We start from the raw sequence: 23,720 nt of genomic DNA, 5'->3' as shown, positions 1-23,720 counted from the left end.
GGCTGGCAGCGTTTCTGCTGCCAGCCCCGCTCGCTTGGCCACCTAAATCAGCGATATTTTTTTCGCGCTGCCGACTGCGCGGCTGTTCGCGCGGGTTTCGGCAGGCGCGGCCAGCGGCTGAATCGCCATGCCACGCTGCGCCAGCGCATAGGCGATGCCGGCCTGCAGGTTCGCCAGCGTCACCAGGCCGCGCAGCTCGATCCCGATCTGCACAATCGTCTGGGCAATCTCTGCGCCAATCCCCACCAGAATCGCCTGCGAGCCAAGCAGGCTGGCCGCGCGCGTTGTCATCAGCAGGTGATTGGCCGTGCTGGTGTCAATAATCGGCACGCCGGTGATGTCAATAATCACCAGATCGGCCTGGTAGCTGGCAATCGCCTCAAGCAGGCGCTCGGTGACCTCGGTTGCGCGCCGGCTGTCGATCGAGCCAACCAGAGGCAGCACCAGAATTCCCTCGTAGACAGGAATGATCGGCGTCGACAGCTCGCGGATGGTGCTGCGCAGCATGGCTTCCTGCTCGCGCTGCTCGATGGTCGCGTTGATGTAGGCGCGCTCCATCTCCGAGCGCTGGCGCGCCAGCTCGGCGGCGTCGGCTGCCACCAGCGCCTCCACCACGGTGCGGAAATAGCCAGTGGCGTGATCGAGGGTTTCGGGCGTTGCGCCTTCGCTGCGCGCAATCAGCCCAAGCACCGCGTTCTGGGCTTCGTGCAGGGCAGGCAAGCCCAGGCCGGCGTGCCCCAGCTCGGTGCCGAGCGCGCGCGCCGCCTGGGCGCTAGCCGGCCCTTCGGCGCGCAGCAGGTGAGCGACCAGTGTCTGCGCGGTTGCCGGCACGCGAAACGGCGCGAAGCTGCCGCGGTTGCTGATCGCCTTGCGCTTGAGCGCGTCGGCCACACTCACTTCAAGCGCGGGCCGCAACGAAGCAAGAAAAGTATCGCTCATGCTTAATTCACGCGTTCCATCAAAGCACCGAACATCTCAACATCCATACCCATGCGCTCGTTTTCGCCAACGACGTGTTCAACGCCCAGCATCTCGGCCAGTGGGCGGTTATCGCGAACGACCCAGGGCGCGCAGAGCTGCGCAATTTCGTCTGAGTCGCGCATATACGTCTGGCTGCCCGAAAAACCCTTATATTTCGCAGACATAGTCGCAAAATCAGGGTGATTGCGATCCACATAAATGTACGAAAGCGCCAGCACGCTGCCGGGCGCAGCCCAGTCGTACAGGGCCTGCATGAGGTTTTTCAGCTGCGCATCGGTGAGGAAGTACGAAATGCCGATCACGCCAATCGCAACCTGCCGCGACTGCAGAAACTGATCGGCAGCGGCCAGAATTGCCGACGGTTCATTTGCATCGGCCAGCAGAAACTTCACCTGCGGATTGTTGCCCAGCACCTCGTTCGCGTAGGCCACTGTCATCGGGTCGTTGTCGGTGTAGAGCACGCGTGCATTGGGCAGGGCGCTGTGAAAATGCCCGGCCGTGGGCAGGCCCGAGCCAATATCCAGCACCAGCGAGTGGCCAGCTTCGGCCCACTGCGTAGCGACCATCTGGAGAAACCAGCGGTTCAGGCGCGCCCAGGTTGGGTAGGAAGGGAGAAATTTCAGGATGTTCTCGGCTGCTGCGCGATCAACATCGAAATTGTGATGCCCACCCAGCACATAGTCGTAGATACGACTCACGCTCGGTTTGCTTGTGTCGATTTGCATGTCCAATCTCCTCTTCTCGTTGCGTCAAAACGCGATGCAGGCAGAACACAGCCACCCCACGCCTGGTTAGGCGCAAAGAATACGCTATGGTCCACAAAAAGGGGAAAAGCACCCAGGCTTCCCACGGCCTGGTGGGGATGTTCCGTTGCTATCGTACCCGATCAGCCGGCGAACCGAGATAGGTCATCGGTCCTGATGTAGCTGGCAGATCGGCGATGTTTTCAGAACGCCGTAATGATACCATAGTTTCATTCAAGCACTGCCATAGCCGATCTGCTACAATATCACTGTTTCTATCGGCGACTCTTTCAATATTCCAAGCAAAGTGCAGGTGGCCTGTGAGCGAATTTCCCTGGCTGGCGCACTACGATCCTGGCGTGCCGCACGACATTGCCGTGCCGCCGCTGGCCCTGCCCGATCTGCTGGCCGCCGCCGCGCGCGATTTCCCGCAAGCGCCCGCCATCCTTTTTTATGGCGCAGAACTGAGCTATGCCGAGCTCGACGAGCTGGCCACACGCTGCGCGCAGGCGCTGTTGCAGGCCGGCATCGGGCGCGGCGAGCGTGTGGCGCTGGTGCTGCCGAACGTGCCGCAGGCGGTGATCTGCTACTATGGCGCGCTGCGCGCAGGCGCGACGGTGGTGCTGGCAAACCCGCTGTTCGAGGCCAGTGGCCTGGTGCGCCAGCTCGCCGACGCGCAGGCCAGCACGATCATTGCGCTGAGCATGTTCTACCCGCTGATCGCGGAGGCGCGCCAGCTTGCGCCGCTGAAGCGCGTGATTTATACCAACATCAAGGAATATTTACCTTCCGGCCAGCGCCAGCTGTTTACGCTGCTGCGGCAGGAGCGCGAAGGCCACCGCGTGCCCGATTCAGAGGCGAAACGCTCCTTGTGGCTGGCCCGCATGCTTGACACCGCGCCGACCGAAACACCGCTGCCCGCCCTAGATCCCGCCGCGCCAGCAGTAATTCTGTACACTGGCGGCACCACCGGCGAGGCGAAAGGCGTGGTCCACACGCACCGCAGCCTGGTGGCGAATGCCCTGCAAACCACCGCCTGGGTGCCCGAGCTCCAGCGCGGGCGCGAGCGTGTGCTGTGCGCGCTGCCCTTCTCGCACGCCTATGGCATGACATCGTGCATGAACTTCGCGGTGCAGCTCGCCGCCGCCATGATCCTGCTGCCGACCTTCGAGACGCAGAACGTGCTGCACGCCATCCGCCGCGATCGCCCAACGCTCTTTCCGGGCGTGCCGCCCATGTATGCCGCCATCACCGACGTGAAAGATGCGCGGCGCTATGGGCTGGCTTCGCTGCGCGCCTGCCTGAGCGGCGCGGCCCCACTGCCGGTGGAAGTGCAGGAAAGCTTTGAGCGGATCACGCGGGCGCGGCTGGTCGAGGGCTACGGCCTGAGCGAGGCTGGCCCAGTCACGCATGTGAACCCGCTGAGCGGCGCGCACCGGCCTGGCTTTATTGGCCTGCCGCTGCCCGGCACCGAGGCACGCATCGTGGACACAAATACCGGCGCCGACCTGCCGCCGGGCGCGATTGGCGAGCTGCTGGTGCGCGGCCCGCAGCTGATGCAGGGCTACTGGAACCGCCCCGCCGAGACGGCCGAGGCCTTTGCGCCGGGCGGCTGGCTGCGCACCGGCGACCTGGCGCGCATGGAAGAAGATGGTTTCTTTCAGGTGATCGAGCGCAAGAAGGAGATGATTGTGGCCGGGCGCTACAACATCTACCCGCGCGACATCGAAGAGGTGCTGTATGAGCACCCCAAAGTGTTGGACGCTGCCGTGGCGGGCGTGCCGCGCACAGGCGGCGGCACCGACCTGCGCGCCTTTGTGGTGCTGCGACGCGGCGAAAGCGCCACCGCCGAAGAGATCATCCAGTTTCTGCGCGAGCGGCTGAGCGCCTACAAGCTGCCTGGCGCGGTCGAGTTCCGCGAGGCGCTGCCGCGCTCGTTTATCGGCAAGGTGCTGCGCCGCGCGCTGACCGAAAATTTGCGCGAGCGCGAGGTTGAATAGCAAAACGGCGGTGCAGAAGAAACCTTCTGCGCCGCCAATTTTGGTTTATATTGTTAGCTAAAGACCGTTGAAATTTACCACCAAGACACCAAGATCTAGCGTATTGTTTGCCAGACGCGCGCTTTGATTTTCAAACCTTGGTGCCTTCGTGTCTTGGTGGTTACGGTCTTTCTCTTCCGATTAGCGCGAGAAGCGGCGCTGCTGCGACCCGCCACGGCTGCCGGCCGGCTGCGCTTGCCCACGACCGCTAGACTGCTGCCCGCGCCCGCCGAACTGCGTGTTCGCGGGAACCGGCGCGTTGTAGTCGAAACCGGCGATTGTTTCGCGCGGGATGCGCTGCCCAACCGCCCGCTCGATCATCTTCACCGTCGCGTCGTCCTCGGGCGTGATGAGGGTAAAGGCATCGCCTTCGCGCTCGGCACGGCCGGTGCGGCCAATGCGGTGAATGTAGGCGTCGGCGGTGTCGGGAATGTCGTAGTTGATGACGTGCGAAATGCTTGCCACATCGATGCCGCGCGCCGCAATGTCGGTCGCAACCATTACCTGGTAGGTGCCGTTGCGGAAGCCATCCAGCGCGGCCTGGCGCTGGTTCTGCGTGCGGTCGCTGTGCAGCGAGGTGACGCGGTAGCCGGCGCGCTCAAGCTGGCGGGCCACTCGCGAGGCGCGGTGGCGCGTGCGCGTGAAGATCAGCACCGAGCGCGTGTCGGTGTGCTTCAGCAGCTCCAGCGTCAGGCCGGTTTTCAGGTGCTGCGGCACTGGGTACAGCGCGTGCGTGACGGTTGCGGCAGGCTGCGTCAGGCCTACGGCCACGCGCTGCGGGTTGCGCAAGGCCTGCGCAGCCAGCTGCTCGATCTCGGGCGGGAAGGTCGCCGAGAAGAGCATGGTCTGCCGCTTGGCGGGCACCTGCTTCAGAATGCGGCGCACCGCCGGCAGAAAGCCCATGTCGAACATGCGGTCGGCCTCGTCGAGCACCAGCACCTCAATGCCGTCCAGGCGCGCATTGCCCTGGTCGATATGGTCGAGCAGGCGGCCGGGGCAGGCCACCAGAATTTCCACGCCATCGCGCAGCGCGCGCTCTTGCGGCTGCATTGGCACACCACCATAGATTGTGGCGCTGCGCACGCCGCTGGCGCTGCCAAGCGCGCGAATGGTGGTGTTGATCTGCTCGGCCAGCTCACGCGTGGGGGTGACGATCAGGGCGCGGGCGCGGCGGCGCGGGCCGCTCAGCAGCCGCTGCAGGATCGGTAGCACAAAGGCCGCCGTCTTGCCCGTGCCGGTCTGCGCGGTGCCGATCAGGTCGTGGCCGGCAAGCGCGGGCGGGATGGCAGCCGCCTGGATGGGCGTGGGCGTGGCATAGCCAGCCGACCGCACGCCTTCCATCAGGCGCGGGTCGAGGTTCAATTGGTCGAAGTTCAAAATATATCCTTGTTTCGGGGAGTCCTGGGTGATGTGAGAGAGGCGCACAAACGTCTACGCAGCCGGCACAGCCACAAAACTCCGTGCTTACGGTGCGTAACCTCTGGGGGGAAACGGTAAGCGTATCATTCAGTGCTGCCGAGCGAAAACACCCAGAGCGCATGGGCAGCGGGCGGTAGTATACCACAGAAATGGCAGATTTGGCGATTTTGGGTGCAAGTTGGGTGTGACGGATATTTCTGCAGGGCGGGCTGAAGCCGCTGGAAACAAGCCGCCACGCTCCATTCACCAGCTCACCCGACCGTGAACGGTCGGGCTGAAGCGACCAAGCCCTTGCAGGGCTGCTGCTCGCCAGCCTCGCAGAGGCTTTGTACGATCAGACCGGTCGTTTACGGCCGGGCAGTGCGTCAAACAAGCTGTGTGCAGAACTTTCCGTCACACCCTTGCAAGTTGCAGGTTTTAGGTTATCGCCGTGGCGTATTGCATACGCCAGTTTGCAGGTTTTAGGTTATCGCCGTGGCGTATTGCATACGCCTGTTTGCAGGTTTTAGGTTGTCGCCGTGGCGTATTGCATACGCCAGTTTGCAGGTTTTAGGTTGTCGCCGTGGCGTATTGCATACGCCCGTTTGCAGGTTTTTGGGTTGTCGCCGTGGCGTATTGCATACGCCCGTTTGCAGGTTTTCAGGTTGCAGGTTACTGTAGGGGCAGGGAAGGAATATTACCACGGAGGCACAGAAACACGGAGTTGCAGGCCGGGGCGTATTGCATACGCCTGTTTGCAGGTTGTCCTTCGTCATTCGCCTTTCGTCCTTCGTCAAAGCTTTATTAGCGAGAAAACAATGTACGACGCTTATATTTTCGATCAGGACGGCACAATCTACCTGGGTGATCAGCCGCTGCCCGGCGCAGCCGAGACGGTCGCGGCGCTGCGGGTGGCTGGCCGGCGCACGATCTTTCTTTCCAACAACCCGACTAAAACACGCGAGCAGTATGCCGCCAAGCTCACGCGCCTGGGCATTCCCACGCCGGTCGAGGATATTGTGAATTCGTCGTTTGTGCTGGTGCAGTGGCTCTTGCGCGAAGCCCCGGCGGCGCGGCTGTTTGTGGTGGGCGAGGAGCCGCTGAAGAGTGATTTGCGCGCGGCGGGCTTCGAGCTTAGCGAAGAAGCTGGCGCCATCGATATTGTGGTCGCGTCGTTCGACCGCACCTTCGATTACCGCAAGCTGCAGATTTCTTTCGACGCAATTCGCGCCGGGGCACGACTGGTGGCGACCAACCCCGACCGCTACTGCCCGGTGCCGGGCGGCGGCGAGCCCGACTGCGCGGCGATGATTGCGGCGATCGAGGCGTGCACCGGCGTGCGCTGCGACCCGGTCGTTGGCAAGCCCTCGCCAATCATGGTTGCGACGATTACCGAGATGCTTGGGTTGCCGCCTGCGCGCTGCATGATGGTGGGCGACCGGCTGGAAACCGACATCCAGATGGGCATTGACGCGGGCATGGCAACCTGCCTGGTGCTTACCGGCGACGCCGACCGCGCGCGGCTGGCGGCTTCGGGCCTCGCGCCGACGCTGGTGCTGGAGCATATCGACGGCCTGCTGGACGACGCGGGACTGCGCTAATCACTTGCAACGCACAGGCGTATGCGACGCGCTCCGGCTGAAATTCGCAACCTGCAACATTCCAACCTGCAACCTGCGAACCCGCACTTACCCTAGCGCCTCGGCCAGAATGTCGCGCAAATCGTCCTGGTCGAAAGGCTTCTCGATCAGGAAATCGACACCAGCCGCGCGCGCATCTTCGTCGCTGACCGAACGGCCCCAGCCGGTGATCAGCACGGTTGGCACGCGCGGGTCGCGGGCCTTGATCTGCCCAAGCAGCTCCCAGCCATTCATGTCGGTCATGCCCAGGTCGGAAATAACAAGGTCGAAGGTGTCGGGCAGGAACTGCGCCAGCGCCTCGGCCCCGTTTTCGGCGGCGGCGACTTTATGGCCCCAGCGCGTCAGCAGGCGCACGGTCGCCTCGCGGATCATCTGCTCGCTTTCCACAAACAGAATATGGCCGGGCTGCACATTCTGCACGCGGCGCGCTTTGCCGGCCTTGCCGGGCTGGTCGGCGGTGCGCACCGGCAGGCGAATCACAAAGCGCGTGCCCGCGTTCGGCGCGCTTTCGACCTCGATTGCGCCGCCGTGGCTCTGCACAATGCCGAGCGACACGGCCAGACCCAGGCCAGTGCCGCCCTCGCCCTTGGTGCTGAAGAAGGGATCGAAAATGCGCTCCTGTACATCGGTTGGCATGCCGGTGCCGGTGTCGGCCACTTCCACCACCACGTCGCCGCTGCCAGGGCCGCCGATCATCTCGTCGTAGGTGGCGACGGTGAGCTTGCCGCCCTTGGGCATCGCATCCACCGCGTTGATGATGATATTCGTCAGCACCTCGCGCAGCTCGGCGGGGCGGCCCGCCAGCGGCGTGACCGGCTGGAGCTGCTTGACGATCTCGATCGACGCGCCGCGACTCTGCGCCACGTCGCGCCAGCGCGGCCGCGTGATGTCGATTGCGTCGCGGGCCAGCATGTCGAGCCGCACCTCGGTCATGGGCGAATCGTGCTCCATGCGCGCAAAGCCCTGCAAGCGCCGCACCGTCTCCGCGCCATCCTTGGCCGCCCGCTCGATCACCCGCAGCATGTCGCGCTGGTCATCGCCCTGCGCCTCGAACAGAAGCAGCTGCGCGTTGCCGAGAATGCCCGCCAGCAGGTTGTTGAAGTCGTGTGCGACGCCCGATGCGAGCTGGCCGACTGCGCGCACCTTATCCACAAGGTTGAGGTGCTCCTGGGTGCGGGCAAGCTTGGCGGCGGTTTCTTCGCGCTCTTGCGACAGGCGGGCGTTGTGCAGCGCGGTGCCCAGGTAGTGCGAAAGCTCGCGCAGCGTGGCAACCTGCAGCTGGCCGTAGGCGGCCGCCTCGCGGCTGGCGAAATCGAGCGTGCCGAGCGCGCGGCTGGCCCCGACAATCGGCATCACCACGCCCGAGCGCAGGCCACCAGCCGCCAGCCCGCGATCGTACACAAAGGCGCTGCGCACCAGCTCGCTCTGCACCAGCGCCGTGCCGGTGCGGCAGGCCGTCTGCCAGGGCGTGCCCTCGGCCGGCTCGCGCTTGCCGGGCGGCAGCTCGGCCCAGTCGCGCACGCCAAAGTCGTACACCGTCTCGAAAAAGAAGGTGTCGTCTTCCTCATTATAAAGCGCCAGCGCGGCATAGTCGCAGGGCACCACGCGCCGAATCTGGTGAATGATTGTGCGCAAAATGCCCGGCAGCTCACGGCTGACATCGCGGGTGCTCACTTCCTGCGTCACGCGGGTGACGACTTCGAGCTGGAGCGTGCGCTCCTGGGCTTCGGCGTAGAGGCGCGCGTTTTCCATGGCAATGGCCGCCTGGTTGCCAAGCGCGGCAATTGCGCGCAGTTCTTCGTCGCCGTAGCGGTTCGCCAGCTCGCTTTCCAGCGTCAGAATGCCGTAGATGCGCCCCTGCCCCACCAGCGGCACGCCCAGCCAGCTACGTACCGGCGCGTCGTCGGCGGCCAGCCCCAGAATCGGGCGGTAGCGCGAGTCGTGGCGCACGTCGTCGACGATGATCGGGCGCTCGTTTTCGGCCACCTGCGCAATCAGCGGCGTGTCTTCGATCAGCAGGCGCACCCGCTCGGCGGCAAGGGCCGCGCTGTAGCCGCGCGTGGCCGCAATGCTGAGGTGGTCGCCTTCCAGCAGCAGCAGGGCGCTGCGGTCGTAGGGCAGCACCTGGGCGAGCTGGTCGAGAATAAGTTCGGGCACGCCCGACGGCGCAAGCGCGGCGCTAAGCGTCTGCGAGACGCGGTAGATCGCTTCGGCAAGCTGGCGGCGCAACTGCTCGCTTTGGAACAAACCGGCGTTGGTAAGCGCGATGCCGAGTGGCGTCGCCAGCAGTTCAAGCTGCTGCTGATCATCTTCGCTAAAGGCGTAGGGCTGGCTGTTCTGCACCACAATCACGGCGCGCAACTGGCCGGCGTAGCTCACCGGCACGGCCAGCTCGGAGCGCAGCGCGGCCAGCCCCGGCGAGGCGTCCAGCGCCGGCTCGAACTGCATGTCGTCCACGCAGATCGGCGCGCCAGTGAGCGCCACCCGCCCGACGGCGTTGGTGTCGAGCAGCGGGGCGCGCAGCGGCGGGGCAAACATATGCTCGCCGGTAGTGCTGCTGAAGTGGTGCAGCAGCGATTCGCCGGCCAGCAGCGCCACGCCCACATGCTCGTAGTCGAAGGTTTCGCGCAGGGCAGCAGCAAAACGCCGCACCAGCAGGTCGGCGTCGAGCGAGGCGTTGAGCTCGCGGGCAACGCGCAACAGGCCTTCGAGCTGGCGGACATGCTGGGCTAGGACCTGGTTCTGGCTGCGCAGCTCATAGGCGGCGATCTCGAAGCCGCGTGTCAGCTCGCCAAAGCTGCGCGCCAGCGCGCCAACCTCGCCGGGGGCGCGCACGGGCAGCACCGCGTCGGGGTTGCTGCTCAGCTCGGCGGCGGCGGCGAGCAGCTGGCGCAGCGGGCGCGCAACCCAGCGGGCCAGCAGCCATGCCAGCACAATCAGCGCCAGCAAGAGGCCGCCCGCGTAGGGCGCAAGGTCGAGCGCAAGGCCAAGCGCGACGTTCTGCACGCCCAGCCACTGCTGCGCGCCAATCAGCGGCGGCAGCAGCGCGTCGAGCACCACAAAGGCCCAGTAGGCGATGCCGGCCAGCCCGCCAAGCAGCAGCAGGGCCACAAGCAGCGCGGCCACCCAGGCGCGGCGGGCAATCAGGGAAGAAGTGCGGGGGCGTCGTGCCATGTTGTGCGGGCCTCTACCACATGCATCAGCGGGGCCGCGCAGACGAACGGCCACTACAGGTGTAAACGCTCAGGTTGCGGCGAAAGGTGCGCCAGAATGCGCGTTGAGAGCAAGTTGTCAGCGGGCGGCAGGGTGGCAGGGTGACAAGATGACAAGATGACAGGGTGGCAGGGTGGCAGGGTGGCAGGGTGACGGGAGCGCGATGAAAGGGCGTATCGCATACGCCCGCACGAACACGCCGCACGCCCGCACGAACACGCATACGCCCGCACAAACACGCCGCACGCCCGCACAAAGACACAGCACGCCCGCACAAACACGCAGCACGCCCGCACGAACACGCAGCACGCCCGCACCAACACGCAGCACGCCCGCACCAACACGCAGCACGCCCGCACCAACACGCAGCACGCCCGCACAAACACGCAGCACGCCCGCACGAAAGCGCAGTACACTTGCACAAAGACATGGTACGGCCACATGAAGACAAAGTACAACTGTACTGAATCTGCAAGCAGAAAAACATAGCTATTGGATGCAGATGAACGCAGATAAACGCGGAGAAAAATACCTTATCCGTGTGGGTTCGCGCTTGCATGCGGCCGTTTTGCGATTGCCGGGCACACAAAAATGCAGGGCCAGGTATGTACCTAACCCTGCGCGCCCTGTACTGGCGAACAATCAGCCCGCCGCAGCCGGGCACTCGTCGTAGCGGGTGTTGAGTATTTCCTGCGCGTCGGCAGCGTGGCTCGCACGATTGTGCCCATGTGACCACACAGAATGTGCCTTTTGGCACTGCCGCGCGCAACGCCTTCGGCATATAGTTTTCCTGTGGCGCGGCGATAGCATGTTTTGGTATCACGCATCGCGCGCTGAGTGAGAAGGGAGAATGGTATGACAAAGGCAACTTCACTGCCCACTTCGGCAGAGCGTGTGCCGGCTGGCCGGCTTTGGCTGCTGGCACTCGCGGCCGCAGGAATCGCCGCCGTAGTGAACCTGCTGATCTGGCTGCTTGCGGGGGTAGCTAACCTGCCGCTGAATATTCAGATGGGCGGGCCAGAAGCGCCGGTGGTGCCGCTGAGCGCCGGGCCGGTGATTGTGATGAGCGTTGTGCCGGCACTCGCGGGAGCTGCGCTGTTGTGGCTGCTTGGCCGGGTGACGGCGCAGCCCTTTCGCTGGTTCACAATCATTGCCGTGGTGGTGCTGCTGCTCTCGCTGGCTGGCCCGCTGCTGCTGCCGGTCGCGCTGGCGAATAAGCTGGTGCTAAGCCTGATGCACGTGGTCGCGGCGGGTGTGATCGTCGGTGTGCTGCGCAAGTAGGCTGATTCGCATCGGCGCAAAAAAGAGAGTCGGGGCAGCTATCCGCTCCCGACTCTCTTTTTGCCCAAACGCTCACGCCCTAGCCCGCCGCCGCCGACCATTCCTCGTAGCGGGTGTTGAGCATTTCCTGCACGTCGGCGTACTGCAGCTCAAGCGCCTTCACGCGCTTGCCGTCGGACGCGACGCTGGCGGCGGTCATTTCGTCGCCAATCTTCTTCAGCTCTTCTTCGAGCATGGCGATCTCGCCTTCCAGCGCGGCAAGGCGGCGCTGGCGTTTGCGCTGCTCGCGCTCGGCATTCCGGTCGATTGGGCTAGCAATGCCATTCGCCGGGGCAGCCACCACGGGCGCGGCGGCGGGGCTTGGGGTTGGCGCGGGCGCTGCCGGGGCGGTTTTGCCATTGCTGGGCGCAGGCGCTGTTTTTCCCTTCCCGTTCTGCTCGGCTTTTGGCTCGGTGGCCGCACGCTCGCGGGCGTCGCGCGCCTCGACAAACTCGCTGTAGGTGCCAGCGAAGGCTTGCACCGTGGCGTCCTGCACCATCCAGATCGTGTCGGCCACCGCGTCGATGAAATAGCGGTCGTGCGACACAAACAGGATCGAGCCGTTGTACTCGTTCAGCACCACTTCCAGCGCCTCGCGCGCGTTGATGTCGAGGTGGTTGGTTGGCTCGTCGAGCACCAGCAGGTTACCGGCCATCAGCGTCAGCTGGGCCAGCGCCACGCGGCTGCGTTCGCCGCCCGAAAGATCGCCCACGCGCTTGAACACATCGTCGCCGCTGAACAGAAAGCGCCCCAGCAGCGTGCGCGCCTCGGTTTCCTTGATCAGCGGCTTGATGCGGCGGATCTCGTCGAACACGGTTGCGTCCATCTGCAAGCCTTCGTGGGCCTGCGCGTAGTAGTTGATCGCGACTTTGTGGCCCAGGCGCACCTGCCCGCGCACCGCCGGGTGGTCGCCAACGATGGTGCGCAGCAGGGTGGTTTTGCCGCTGCCGTTCGGGCCCATCAGCGCCACGCGCTGGCCGCGCCCCATTTCGAGGTTCGGGCATTTGATCAGCACGGTGGCACGCTCGGGCGCGGGCGGCTGGCCGTTTTCGGCGGGCGGCAGAAAGCCAACCTGCAACTTCTCCAGGCGCAGCACCATGTCGCCACTGCGCACCTGGGTGTTCATGTTGATGGCGAGCTTTTTCTGCTGCTGCGGCGCGTCGATGCGGTTATCGATCCACTGGTTGTTGGCGCCCTGGTAGCCATACTTCAGGCGGTTGAGAATCTTCTCGCGGCCACGCGCTTCTTTGGTGCGCTGGCCGGCCTTGAAGCGGCGAATGAACTCTTCGGTTTTGGCAATATAGTCCTGCTGGGCCTGGAACTGCTTGAGCTGCAGTTCGAGCTTTTCGGCCTTGAGCTCAAGGTATTTGTTGTAGGCGGCCGGGTAATCGCCGTCGACGCGGCCATTGGCGATCTCAATCGTGCGGTTGGTGACCTTATCGAGAAAATAGCGGTCGTGCGAGATCACGATCAGCGTGCCGTCCCAATCTTTGAGAAAGCGCTCCAGCCACTCGAGCGCGGCCAGATCAAGGTGGTTGGTGGGCTCGTCGAGCAGCAGCAGATCGGGGTCGGCCAGCAGCGCCGCGGCGAGCGCGGCACGGGTTTTCTGCCCGCCGCTAAACTGCCCAACCGGCTGGTCGTACTGCGCGAGCGTAAAGCCCAAACCCTGCAAAGTGCGGTCGATGCGGTATTCGATCTCGTAGCCGCCAGCATGCTCGAAGCGGTGCGTCAGCTCGCCATAGCGCTCCATGCGCTGCTCCCAGTCGGGCGCGTCGGTGTCGGCCAGGGCGTGCTCCAGCGCGGTGATCTCGGTCTGCAGTTCGAGCAATTGCGCAAGCGCGGCGTACATTTCCTGCATCAGGGTGCGCTCGCCCGAAAACTGCGCTTCTTGCGCAAGGTAGGCGAGCGTGTGGCCGCGCGCGAGGTGGTGCACGCCGCTGCTGGCGTCTTCCACGCCGGCAATGATTTTCATCAGGGTGCTTTTGCCCGCGCCGTTCACGCCCACCAGCGCGACCTTGTCGCCGCGCGCGACCTGAAAGCCAATGTCGGAAAAGATCAGCTCGGCGCCGTAGTATTTGCCCAGCCCGCTGATATTAAGAATTGACATGGTGACGGACTCCTAGATATACGAAAGCCGTGGAGCAGCGCCTGCGCCCACGGCTGAAAAAGCAAAGCTTTTATATTCTATCGACAGAAAAAGGGCGCACGTATCCTATGTTTAGCTAGCCAACCTCGCTGATACGAATGGCAAGCTCCAACACGAACACGGCGAAACCTCCTGCGAATACGTCAATACCGCGCAAGAATACCACGCGCGCCGAGGGCTGTCAATCGGGCGGGAGAAGGAGCGAACGAGTTTGCAGGTTGTACGTTTTGAATGTTGAATGTTGAGTTTTGAGTTGCACAAACCTGCAACCTGTAAACAGGCGTATGCAATACGCCCCGGGCTGCAAACCTGTAAACAGGCGTATGCAATACGCCCCGGCCTGCAACCTGTAAACCTGTAAACAGGCGTATGCAATACGCCCCGGCCTGCAAACCTGCAAACCTGCAACCGCCCTACGCCCCCGCCCCGCGCGTCAGAACGACCTCGCCGGCGGCGCGCAGCGCGGCGATGTCGCGGTCGACGGTGCGGCCAGTGACGCCCAGCGCCGCCGCGAGGTCGCCAACGGTGGGCTCGGCACCCTGCGCCAGCGCCTCGGCGCAGAGGCGGCGGATGCGCGCCTGCCGCTCGGCAGCCTTGCCATCGCGCGAGCGGGTTTCCTGATCTTCGGCGCTTTCCAGCGTCCACACCACGTCGGCAAACTCGTCGGCGCGTAGCGGGCGGCCGCGTGGCGTGCCCTGGCGGGCCAGCCGCACACGCACCTGCCCGGGCGCGGGCTGGGCCGATGCCTCGATTGCGCGCAGCAGAAGCGGCTGGAGCTGGCCGAGCAGCGTTGCCAGCCCGCACTGCTGCGCAAGCGCCTGGGCCTGCAGCAGCATGGCGCGCGCCTCGGCGGGGCGGCGCGCATCGAGCAAATATGCGCCGTGCGCGGCATAGACCACGCTGAGCTCGCTTTCGTAGTTGGCCTGCTGGAGCAGGCGCGCGCTTTCCGCGAAGCAGCGCACGGCGCTGGGGCTTTCGTCGGTGGGGGCGGGCAGCGTGTTGGCGCGGTCGGCGGCGCGCGCCTGGCCGAGCAGGCGCAGGGCAATGCCGCGCTGGGCCGGGGCGCGCAGCCACTCGATCAGCAGCAGCGCCTCGGAGATCTGCGCCCAGGCGGCATGGAGATCGCCCAGCTTCAGGCTCAGATCGGCCATCGCCAGCAGCGCGCGCGTCTTGTTCAGGCGGTCGTCGCTGGCGTAGGCGGCGGCCAGCCAGCGCTGCGCCTCGGCGTGGCGACCCTGATCGCGCATGATCGCCCCAAGCACGATTGAGTCGTACTGCGCGGCGGCGGTGCGCCCCAGCTCGACATGCGTCTGGTACACTTCTTCCACCGCCAGCAGTGCCTCGTCGAGCCGGCCCATGCGCCGCAGCGCCTCGGCGCGCGCGATCTGCGCTTCGGAGACTTTGTCGCGGATTGCGCCAGCGCGAAAGAACGGAATGCTGATTTCTGCCAGCCGCACAGCCTCGGGCAGCGCGCCGCGCCACAGCGACACATTTGCCAGCGCAACGGTGCAGTCGTGCTCTTCGTACTGCGCGCCCAGGCGCTGGTAGGTGGCGCGGGCCTGTTCCAGCAGCGCCATGGCCTCGGCCGTTGCGCCCTGCGTGCGCAGGGTAGCGAAGCCCATGCGGTACCAGCAGCGCGCCAGGCCGGGCTGGTCGTCCAGCGCTTCGTAGAGCGCGCGGGCCTGCTCCAGCAGCGCAATCGCCTCGCCGTAGTCATCGCGGCGCAGGCTCACCACGCCAGCCTGATAGAAGGCCTCGGCGCGGTCGAGCAGGCGCGGGCTTTCGGCAGCCAGCGTCATGGCGCGGCGGCTGGCGCGGTGGGCAAGCTGGTAATCGTTGGTGTGGCCGGCAACAAAGCACAGGCCGTTGAGCGCTTGAATCTGGGCGCTGCGCCGGCCGCCGTGGCGCACGCCTGCGTCGCTGGCGCGCGCGTCGCGCTCGGCCAGCTTTAGCACCGCCTCGTAGGCCAGAATTGCGTTGGTGTACTCGCCCAGCAGCGTCGCCAGCTCGGCGCGGTGGAGATGAATTTCCCACAGCGTGCCTGGGCTTTGCGCCCCGGCGCTGGTGTAGGCTTCCAGCGCGTGGTCGTAATTTTGCAGGGCGTCGCGGTAGGCGCACACGGCGTGAGCGTGCTCGCCAGCCTGAATCAGGTGCGGCAGCGCCTTTTCCCAGGCACCGGCCAGGTACAGGTGCTGGGCCAGCGCCTCGACACGGGCGTAGTGTTCCTGCTCAAGCACCTCGGCGGCACGCAGGTGCAGCGCCCGGCGCGTTGGCGCATCGAGGTCGTTGTACACCACCTCGCGCAGCGTGTCGTGGCCGAAACGGTAGCCAGCGGTGTCTTCGACCAGAAACTGGCGGCGCAGCAGCTCGGGCGGCGGCAGCGCGCCATCGGCCATGCGCGCCAGCGTGGTAGGCGTGAAGTTCTGGCCCAGCACGGCCGCCGCCGCCAGGGTGGCGCGCTCAACCGCTGGCAGGTCGCGCAGGCGGTCGTCGATTGCGTCGTGCAGGGCGGCGGGCAGTGCCAGCTCGCGATAATCGGCGTCGGGGCCATCCCAGGCCGTGTGCCAGACGCCCTGAGCGTCGCGGGTGAGCTTGCCCTGCTCGGTGAGCGCGCGCAGCGTTTCGAGCAGGAAGAATGGGTTGCCGCCGGTGGCCTCGGACAGGCGCGCGCTGAAGCGCGGCGCGGGCTGCTGCATCTTGAGCGCGCGGCGCACCAGGTCGGCGCACTCGTTCACGCTCAGGCCCTGCAGTTCCACGCGGCGCAGCAGCCCGGCGCGGTCGATCTGCAGAAGCGCGTTCCACACCACCGGACGGCGCGGAAACTCGTCGGCGCGGCCGCTGGTGGCAAGCAGCACGCGGGCATCGCGCAGCGCGGGCAGTATTGCAGCGAGCGCCTCCAGCGTCGCCGGGTCGCACCAGTGCAGGTCTTCCAGGATCATCACCTGGGGGGCGAGCTGGCCGAGCGCCACCAGCACGGCGGCGATGGCGGCATGGAGCGTGCTGACGGGATGCTGGCCCGGCGCAACCGACAGCACCGTGGCCTGTGGCAGCAGCTCGGGCAGCTCGGGCAGCAGCGGCAGCAGCGCGCCAAGCGTGGCGGGCGGCAGCAGCTCGGCAAGCTCGCGCGCGCGGGCCGGTGTCAGCGCCGCCGCGAGCAGCTCGCGCAGCGGGCCGAAGGGCAGCGCCTGGGCATCTTCGCGGCCACGGCCCCAGCTTATCTGCGCGCCGCGCCAGGAAGCGCCGGCCGCCACTTCGCGCAGCAGGCGGCTTTTGCCCTGCCCGGCCACGCCCGCCAGCAGCACCAGCCCGCCCGCGCCAACCAGCGCCTGCTCGACGGCGTCCATCAGCTCGGCGCGCGCATCCTGCCGGCCCACAAACGGCACATCATTCGAGATCGCGAAGTGCCCGCCACTCGCGCCAGCACTCGGCGTCTTAACGGTTGCGCGGCGCTGCTGGAGCGCCAATAGCTCTTCGTAGAGGCTTTGTGTCTCGGGCTCGGGCTCGACGCCAAGCTCGGCGTCGAGGGCGGCGCGGCACTGCTCGTAGGCGCGCAGCGCGTCGGCTTCGCGGCCCAGCAGGTAGTACACCCGCATCAGGGCGCGGTGCGCTTCTTCGCGCAGCGGGTCGGCGCGCACCAGGCGCAGGGCGCTTTGCAGCGCCTGATCGTAGGCCTGGCGATCCTGGTCGTAGGTGAGGAGGAACTGCAGCGCGCTCAGGTAGCGTTCGCGCAGCCGCTCGCGCTCATAGAGCGCCCAATCGTCGTAGCAATCTTCCAGAAAATCGCCGCGATACAATTCGACGGCAGCGCGCACGGGCGCGGGCTCGGCGAAGGGCGTTTGCGCGCCCTGCTCGAAGGCCAGCGTGTCGATCCAGAAGGACTCGTCCGGGCGGAACGTGACCGTGTCGCCGCCCAGCACAAAGGCCGGCGTATCATCCTGGCCGGGCGGGGTCAGCAGGCGGCGCGCGCGCCAGAGGGTATCGGAAAGCATGCGGCGGCCCTGGCGCGGCAGCAATTCCGGCCAGAGTATATCGACCAGCTTGTCGCGACTTTGCGGCACATGATGGTGCGCGATCAGGTAGCCCAGCAGCGCAAGCACACGCTGCGTAGGTGGCCGCTGCGGCGGCCCACCCGCATGGGTAATTTCAAGCGCACCGAATAATGCAATCCGAATGGCAGGCTCGTTCATCACAAATGCCCATGCCCCTGCTGCCACTGGCAAACGAAATGCCGCTGCGCCACCAGGGTGCAGATCAGCATACTCTTTATTGAACGTTGTGCGCGCGTATTATTGTATCGGGCGCAACCGCACATGTCAACGCCCGATTGGTTGACTTCCGCATCCGGGCGCTTTATAATGCCCCAGGTTTACTGAAATGAGGAGCAGGCATGAAGCTACTGGTCTTTGTTACGGAATACAGCGCCGCCGACTCGGCCGTCGATGCTCTTGTGGAGCAGGGTTTCCGCGTCACGCGCCTGGCCTCGACGGGCGGGTTTCTGCGCAAGGGCAACACCACCCTGCTGGTTGGCGTCGAAGACGGCGCGGTCGATCAGGCCGTTGCGCTCGCCAGCCGCGCCGCCCCGGGCTCGCTGGTGATCACGCTGGATCTGGAGCGCTACGAGCGAATTTGAACATCCTGTATGTGGCCAGCGGCATCCCCGTCCCTGGCGTGCTTGGTGGCTCCACGCATACATTCGAAGTTGCCCACGGTTTAGCCGAACGTGGCCATACCCTCCATGTCGTCGCAAGCTCCGGCGCAGGCCGGGGCGGCCTGGCGGCGCTGGCACGTCCGGTTTCCGCACACTATTCCAACTTCGTTCTGCACCATATCGACCTTCCGAAAAGCGCCTCGCTGCTGGCCGCGCCGCTGATCATGCGACTGGCGCGCGCCGTGCAGCCCGACCTGATCATGGAGCGCTACTATAACTTCGCGGGCGGCGGCATGATCGCTGCGCGCCGGCTCGGGCTGCCAAGCATTCTGGAAGTGAATGCGCTGATCGTCGACCCGCCAGCCGTGCGCAAGCGCCGAATCGACGACGCGCTGGGCGGGCCGATGCAGCGCTGGGCGGTGGCGCAATGCCGCTGGGCCAGCCGGATCGTCACGCCCCTGCACACCACCGTGCCGGCTGCAATCCCGCGTGCCAAGATCGTGGAACTTCCGTGGGGCGCGAATGTCGAGCGCTTTGCGAGTGGGGTCTGCGGTCTGGGTTCTGGGACCAGCGTTATCGACTCCCAAACCCCAAACCCTAGTCCCCAACCCCCAATCCCCACCATCGTCTTCCTCGGCTCGTTTCGCGCCTGGCACGGTGTGCTCGATTTCGTCAAGGCCGCCGCCATGCTGCTGGCGCTCGGCCACGATCTTCATTTTCTGCTGGTGGGCGACGGCCCCGAGCGCGCGCCAGCCGAGCGCATGGCGGCGGCCTGGCCGGGCCGTTTCACCTTTACTGGCGCGGTCGATCACGATGCCGTGCCGGCCCTGCTGGCCAGCGCGACATTAGGCGTTGCGCCTTTCAACACCGCGCCGCACCCGGCCCTGTGCGCCGCTGGTTTCTTCTGGTCGCCGCTGAAGGTGTATGAGTATATGGCCGCTGGCTTGCCGGTGGTTACGACAAACATGCCCCCGCTGAACACCATCATTCGCGACGGGCAGGAAGGGCTGCTCTACACCGAAGGCGACATCGCCGGGCTGGCCGGCGCGATTGCGCGGGCGCTGCGCGACCCTGCCGCCGCGCAGGCCATGGGCGCGCGGGCGCGCGAGCGCGTGGCGGCGCGCTACTCGTGGGCACAACACTGCGCCGCGCTTGATGCCATAATGGAGGACATTATCTAACCATCTCTGCTACAATTTTGCCAGACCTTTGTAAAAGCACCCCTCGGCAAACGTTGATTCAATAACGCCCCAGTGCCACACACGGCCTGCGGCCCATCCAAGCACCGCCAAGGAGAATTATTCATGCATCGTCCCCGTTTTATGCTTTGTGTTGTAGCATTCGCATTGCTGCTGCTCGCCACCCCGGCCGCCGCGCAACCAGCCGCGCGGCCCGCGCCAGGGCAATCCAATCAGATTATTATTGCCCTGCGCCCCACCGCCGACCTGGCCGCCCGCGATGCCGCCCAGCGCCCAGCCCAGCTCCAGGCGCTCAGCATGGAGGCGGGCGTGCAGCTTACCTATGCTCGCGCTATGTCGGGCGAGGCACACGTGCTGCGCCTGCCATCCGCCGTTCCCGACGCACAGGCACGCGCAATTGCCGCCCGCCTTAGCGCCAGCCCGAATGTGCTGTACGCCGAGCCCGACTACCTCAACGTGCCAATGGGTGGGCCGAACGACCCGCTCTACGGCCAGCAGTGGGATTTCGGCCCGCCCAGCTCGGGCGGCGCAAATATCGAGGCGGCGTGGGAATATACCACCGGCGACCCGAACCTGACCATCGCCGTGATCGATACCGGCATTCGCCCCGACCACCCCGACCTGGCGGGCCGGCTGGTGAGTGGCCTGGGCTACGATTTTATCAACGACTCCTTTGTTGGGAATGATGGCAACGGGCGCGACGCCGACCCGAGTGATCCGGGCGACTGGACCGAGTTTGGCGAGTGCGGCGGCTTCGGCTATTCCAGCAGCTGGCATGGCACGCATGTGGCTGGCACAATCGCCGCCGCCACCAACAATGGCATTGGCGTGGCCGGAATCAACCAGCAATCGAAAATTCTCAGCCTGCGCGCGCTTGGCAAGTGCGGCGGCTATGTTTCCGATATTGCCGACGCCATCCGCTGGGCGGCGGGCATTCCGGTGATTGGCGTGCCGCTCAACGCCCACCCCGCCCGCGTGATCAACATGAGCCTGGGCGGCAGCGCGGCCTGCCCGCTGAGCTACCAGAGCGCAATCAACGATGCGGTCGCGCTCGGCACTGTTGTGGTTGTGGCGGCGGGCAATTCTGCCACGCCCGCCAGCAGCGCCACGCCCGCCAACTGCGATAATGTCATCGCGGTGGGTGCAACCAGCCGCCAGGGCCAGCTCGCCAGCTATAGCAACTATGGCCCCGAGGTCGCGCTCAGCGCGCCGGGCGGCGAGCAGGGGTTCGAAAACGACCCGAACGGCGTGCTTTCGACCCTGAACAGCGGTGCGACGACGCCCGGCACCAGCACCTATGGCTACTACCAGGGCACCAGCATGGCCGCGCCGCACGTGGCGGGCGTCGCCTCGCTGCTGCTTTCGGTCGATCCCTCGCTCACGCCGGCGCAGGTGAAGAAACTGCTAACGGACAACGTCACGCCCTTTCCAAGCGGCTGCGCGCAGGGCAGCGGCAACTGCGGCACGGGCATCCTGAACGCTGCCAAAGCGCTGGCCGCACTCAAGTCGCCACCGCTGTTCACCAGCGGCCAGCCACCAGTGGGCGTGCGCAAGCTGCCCTATACGTTTCAGTTCGCAGCCAGCGGCGCGCCCAAGCCCGCGTTTGAGATCAGCTCGGGCCAGCTGCCGCCGGGCTTGTCGCTCAGCGCGGGCGGGCTGATCAGCGGTGTGCCCGCTGATGCAGGCAGCTGGCAGTTCACCGTGCGCGCCAGCAATAGCGTCGGTTCGCCCGACACGCAAGCGCTGGAAATCACCGTCGAAGAGCGCGAGCTGTTCTACACGCCGCTCGTTGCCGCATTCAGCTAGCCGAGGTTTATGAGCCAGCCGCTGCACATCCTGCTGCCAAGCGACGTTTTCCCGCCGCGCTGCGGTGGCGCGGGCTGGAGCGCCCACACCCTCGCGCGCGCCCTGATCGCGCGTGGCCACCACGTCACCGCGATTGTGCCGCAGCGCGGCGCAGGCGCGCCCACGCGCGAAGACGTATTGGGTGTGCCGACGGTGCGCGTGCCTTACCGCGCGCCGGGCCTGCCCTTTGTGCAGAACTACTTCCGCTACGAGCGCTTCTGGCCGCGCCTGGCCGGTGCCATTGCCGCGCAGGGGCAGCCCGGCCAGCCAACCATCATCCACGCCCAGCACGTCCAAAGCTCGGCGGCGGCGGTGCTGGCCGGCCAGCAGCTTGGCGCGCCCGTGCTCATCACCGTGCGCGACCACTGGCCGTGGGATTATTTCAGCACCGGCCTGCACGCCAACCGCCTGCCCTACCCCGGCCAGAACTGGGCCTCGCTCGCAACCGACCTGCCGGTGCGGCTGGGGGTGGCGCGTGGCGTGCCGGCGCTCGCCGCCATTCCCTACATGCTCGCCCACCTGCGCCGCCGCCAGCAGGCCCTGCGCCAGGCCAGCGCGGTGATCGCCGTCAGCGCCTACATGGCCGCGCGCCTCGCGCCAATCGTCCCCGCTGCGCGGCTGCACGTCCTCCCGAACATGGTCGATCTGGCCGCCGTGGATGCCGCCCTGGCCACACCCCAAACCAGCGTGCCACCCGGCACGCCCTACCTGATGTTTGTTGGCAAGCTGGAGCAGAATAAAGGAGCGCAACTGCTGCCGGAAATCTTTCGCGCATTGCAAGGCCAACGCCGTGCGGCCGCCCTGCCCGAGCTGGTGCTCGCTGGCGATGGCCCGCTGCGCCCCATGCTGCTGCACGAGCTTGGCGCGCTGGGCGTCACCGTGCGCGCCCTCGACTGGGTCGAGCACGACGAGGTGCTGCGGCTCATGGCCGGCTGCGAGCTGCTCCTTTTTCCCTCGGCCTGGGGCGAGCCGCTCAGCCGCGTGCCGCTTGAGGCGGGCGCGTGCGGCGCGGCGGTGCTGGCCATGCCCACAGGAGGCACGCCCGACATCATTGCAGATGGCGTGAGCGGCGCGCTTGAGGCGGGCGTCCCTGGCTTTGCGCGGCGGCTCGCCGCCCTGCTCGCTTCACCCGCCGAGCGGCGGGCACTGGGCGCTGGCGCGCGCCACGCCATCGAGCAGCGCTTCGCGATTGACGCGGTCATCCCACGGGTTGAGGCGCTGTACCGCGCGGTTCTGCTCAACATCTAGCGCAACTTCATCAGGCCAATAATCCACAGATTACACAGATTACGCAGATATAGTTTTTTATACCAACAGTGTTTTCCTCTGTCTTTGTGTGTAATTTCCCGCGCTAGGCGCGGAAAATTACACACAACAATGATCCGGAATGCATTGCTGCCGCAGGCAATAGCACGGCGTCAGAATACGAAAGTGTACAATTGCAAGCCACAGCATCTGTGAAATCTGTGTAATCTGCGGATAATAAAATACGCCGGCCGATCGCGTAATTGCGATGGCCGGCGTTTCCGTGCGTGTGCGAAATTATGCGCGCCGTCGGCGAAGCGTAAGCGCCGCGCCAGCCACCAGCAGCGCCAGCGCGCCCAGCAGCAGCGCCGGGGTCGCGTCGTCCGAGCCACCCGTGCGTGGCAGCGCCGCCGGAGCCGCGCTGGCCGCCGTCACCGTGATCTGCTTCATCACAATATTGCCCGATGCGTCCTTCACTGGCGTGTCGGCGCCGGGGAACTCGTAGGTGCCAATCGTGCCCGCGTCGACATGGAGCATCGGCCACAGCTTGCCGCCCACCGGCACGGCCTCGCTCAGCGCAATCGACACATTCTTGTTATCGCCGGCCTTTACCGCCGTCTGCCCCAGCACCTTGCCCGGCTTGCCGCCCTCGTCGAGGTGCGCCACAATCCAGCCGTCCTGGGCTGCGTTCACATTCGCCACCGTGATCGCGCTATTCGCAACCGCCTGATCGCTCACATCCACCGAGCCGCCCGATTGCTGGGCCGGCGCGGCTGCGGCGGGCGCGGGCGCGGCAGCATCCTGCACGGTAATGGTTCCCTGCATCACGTCGTGGAACTTACACGCATAGGTGAACGTGCCGGCCTTGGTGAACGTGAACGAAAAGCCCTGCCCGACATCCAGCTTGTCCGAGTCGAAGGAGCCGTCGTTGGCGGTGACGGTGTGCGGGCGGGCCGGGCCTTCGTTCGACCAGGCCACCGTGTCGCCCACATTGACCGTCAGTTCCTTGGGCGCGAACTCGAAATCTTTCACCGTCACATTTTTGGTTTCCGCCGCGCGCGGTGCCGCGCCAACCAGCGGCGCAACTGCCATCAAGGCCATCAGCGCCACCAGCGCAAGCGCAAAACGCAGGAAACGAATGTGCCGCACCATTGAACAGCCTCCTTACTTGTCGGTCGGCGGTCGGGCCGCCGCTGCGGTTCATTCCGCGATACACAGTATTCGTAAGGAGGCGCAAATTTGAATCTGTAGAAATTCTGGTTTCAGAAATGCTGACTTCTGACTTGTGCCTTCTGACCCCTGC

General features: G+C 65.7%; 14 protein-coding genes. 7 read left to right on the top strand and 7 right to left on the bottom strand.

Annotation, left to right across the window (positions count from 1 at the left end; translation table 11 throughout):
• Positions 1–42: 42 nt before the first annotated feature.
• Positions 43–939, bottom strand: a complete 897-nt coding sequence (locus tag M1P90_RS27260; RefSeq protein WP_483698779.1) for an STAS domain-containing protein — start codon at positions 937–939, stop codon at positions 43–45.
• 2 nt (positions 940–941) lie between these two features.
• On the bottom strand, positions 942–1,706 hold the full coding sequence (locus M1P90_RS27255; RefSeq protein ID WP_483698778.1) for an SAM-dependent methyltransferase: 765 nt from the start codon (positions 1,704–1,706) through the stop codon (positions 942–944).
• Between the two features lie 338 nt (positions 1,707–2,044).
• Between M1P90_RS27255 and M1P90_RS27250 the strand changes: the two genes are divergently transcribed.
• Positions 2,045–3,724: a long-chain-fatty-acid--CoA ligase gene (locus tag M1P90_RS27250; protein ID WP_483698777.1), complete on the top strand. Its 1,680-nt coding sequence runs from the start codon at positions 2,045–2,047 to the stop codon at positions 3,722–3,724.
• Positions 3,725–3,904: 180 nt separating this feature from the next.
• Here the strand turns inward: M1P90_RS27250 and M1P90_RS27245 are convergent, their stop codons facing one another.
• Positions 3,905–5,140, bottom strand: a complete 1,236-nt coding sequence (locus M1P90_RS27245) for a DEAD/DEAH box helicase (RefSeq protein WP_483698776.1) — start codon at positions 5,138–5,140, stop codon at positions 3,905–3,907.
• Positions 5,141–5,979: 839 nt separating this feature from the next.
• Between M1P90_RS27245 and M1P90_RS27240 the strand changes: the two genes are divergently transcribed.
• Positions 5,980–6,762 (top strand): HAD-IIA family hydrolase, encoded by a 783-nt coding sequence (locus tag M1P90_RS27240; protein WP_483698775.1) that lies wholly within the window; start codon positions 5,980–5,982, stop codon positions 6,760–6,762.
• A gap of 87 nt (positions 6,763–6,849) precedes the next feature.
• Here M1P90_RS27240 and M1P90_RS27235 read toward each other — a convergent pair whose 3' ends face one another.
• Positions 6,850–9,975: a GAF domain-containing protein gene (locus M1P90_RS27235; RefSeq protein ID WP_483698774.1), complete on the bottom strand. Its 3,126-nt coding sequence runs from the start codon at positions 9,973–9,975 to the stop codon at positions 6,850–6,852.
• Positions 9,976–10,869: 894 nt separating this feature from the next.
• Here M1P90_RS27235 and M1P90_RS27230 point away from each other — a divergent pair.
• Positions 10,870–11,295, top strand: coding sequence for a DUF6069 family protein (locus M1P90_RS27230; protein WP_483698773.1), 426 nt, complete (start codon positions 10,870–10,872; stop codon positions 11,293–11,295).
• A 79-nt stretch (positions 11,296–11,374) separates the two neighbouring features.
• Here M1P90_RS27230 and abc-f read toward each other — a convergent pair whose 3' ends face one another.
• A complete protein-coding gene (gene abc-f / locus M1P90_RS27225) occupies positions 11,375–13,441 on the bottom strand; it encodes a ribosomal protection-like ABC-F family protein (protein WP_483698772.1) in 2,067 nt (688 codons plus the stop codon).
• Positions 13,442–13,893: 452 nt separating this feature from the next.
• Entirely contained in the window at positions 13,894–17,667 is a 3,774-nt protein-coding gene (locus M1P90_RS27220) for a BTAD domain-containing putative transcriptional regulator (protein ID WP_483698771.1), read from the bottom strand.
• Positions 17,668–17,867: 200 nt separating this feature from the next.
• Between M1P90_RS27220 and M1P90_RS27215 the strand changes: the two genes are divergently transcribed.
• From M1P90_RS27215 to M1P90_RS27200, 4 genes are all read left to right on the top strand, one after another.
• Positions 17,868–18,110 (top strand): cyclic-di-AMP receptor, encoded by a 243-nt coding sequence (locus M1P90_RS27215; RefSeq protein WP_483698770.1) that lies wholly within the window; start codon positions 17,868–17,870, stop codon positions 18,108–18,110.
• Complete coding sequence (locus tag M1P90_RS27210; protein ID WP_483698769.1) at positions 18,107–19,309, top strand: glycosyltransferase; 1,203 nt, start codon at positions 18,107–18,109, stop codon at positions 19,307–19,309. The genes M1P90_RS27215 and M1P90_RS27210 overlap by 4 nt, the downstream gene beginning before the upstream one ends.
• A gap of 123 nt (positions 19,310–19,432) precedes the next feature.
• Complete coding sequence (locus M1P90_RS27205; protein WP_483698768.1) at positions 19,433–21,133, top strand: S8 family serine peptidase; 1,701 nt, start codon at positions 19,433–19,435, stop codon at positions 21,131–21,133.
• Between the two features lie 9 nt (positions 21,134–21,142).
• Complete coding sequence (locus tag M1P90_RS27200) at positions 21,143–22,420, top strand: glycosyltransferase family 4 protein (RefSeq protein ID WP_483698767.1); 1,278 nt, start codon at positions 21,143–21,145, stop codon at positions 22,418–22,420.
• 294 nt (positions 22,421–22,714) lie between these two features.
• Here M1P90_RS27200 and M1P90_RS27195 read toward each other — a convergent pair whose 3' ends face one another.
• Complete coding sequence (locus M1P90_RS27195) at positions 22,715–23,569, bottom strand: DUF7282 domain-containing protein (protein ID WP_483698766.1); 855 nt, start codon at positions 23,567–23,569, stop codon at positions 22,715–22,717.
• Positions 23,570–23,720: the final 151 nt, after the last annotated feature.

The sequence above is a fragment of the Kouleothrix sp. 19917 genome (assembly GCF_057073505.1).
Note: the sequence above shows the minus strand (reverse complement) of the source record. Positions and strands in the feature narration are given on the sequence as shown.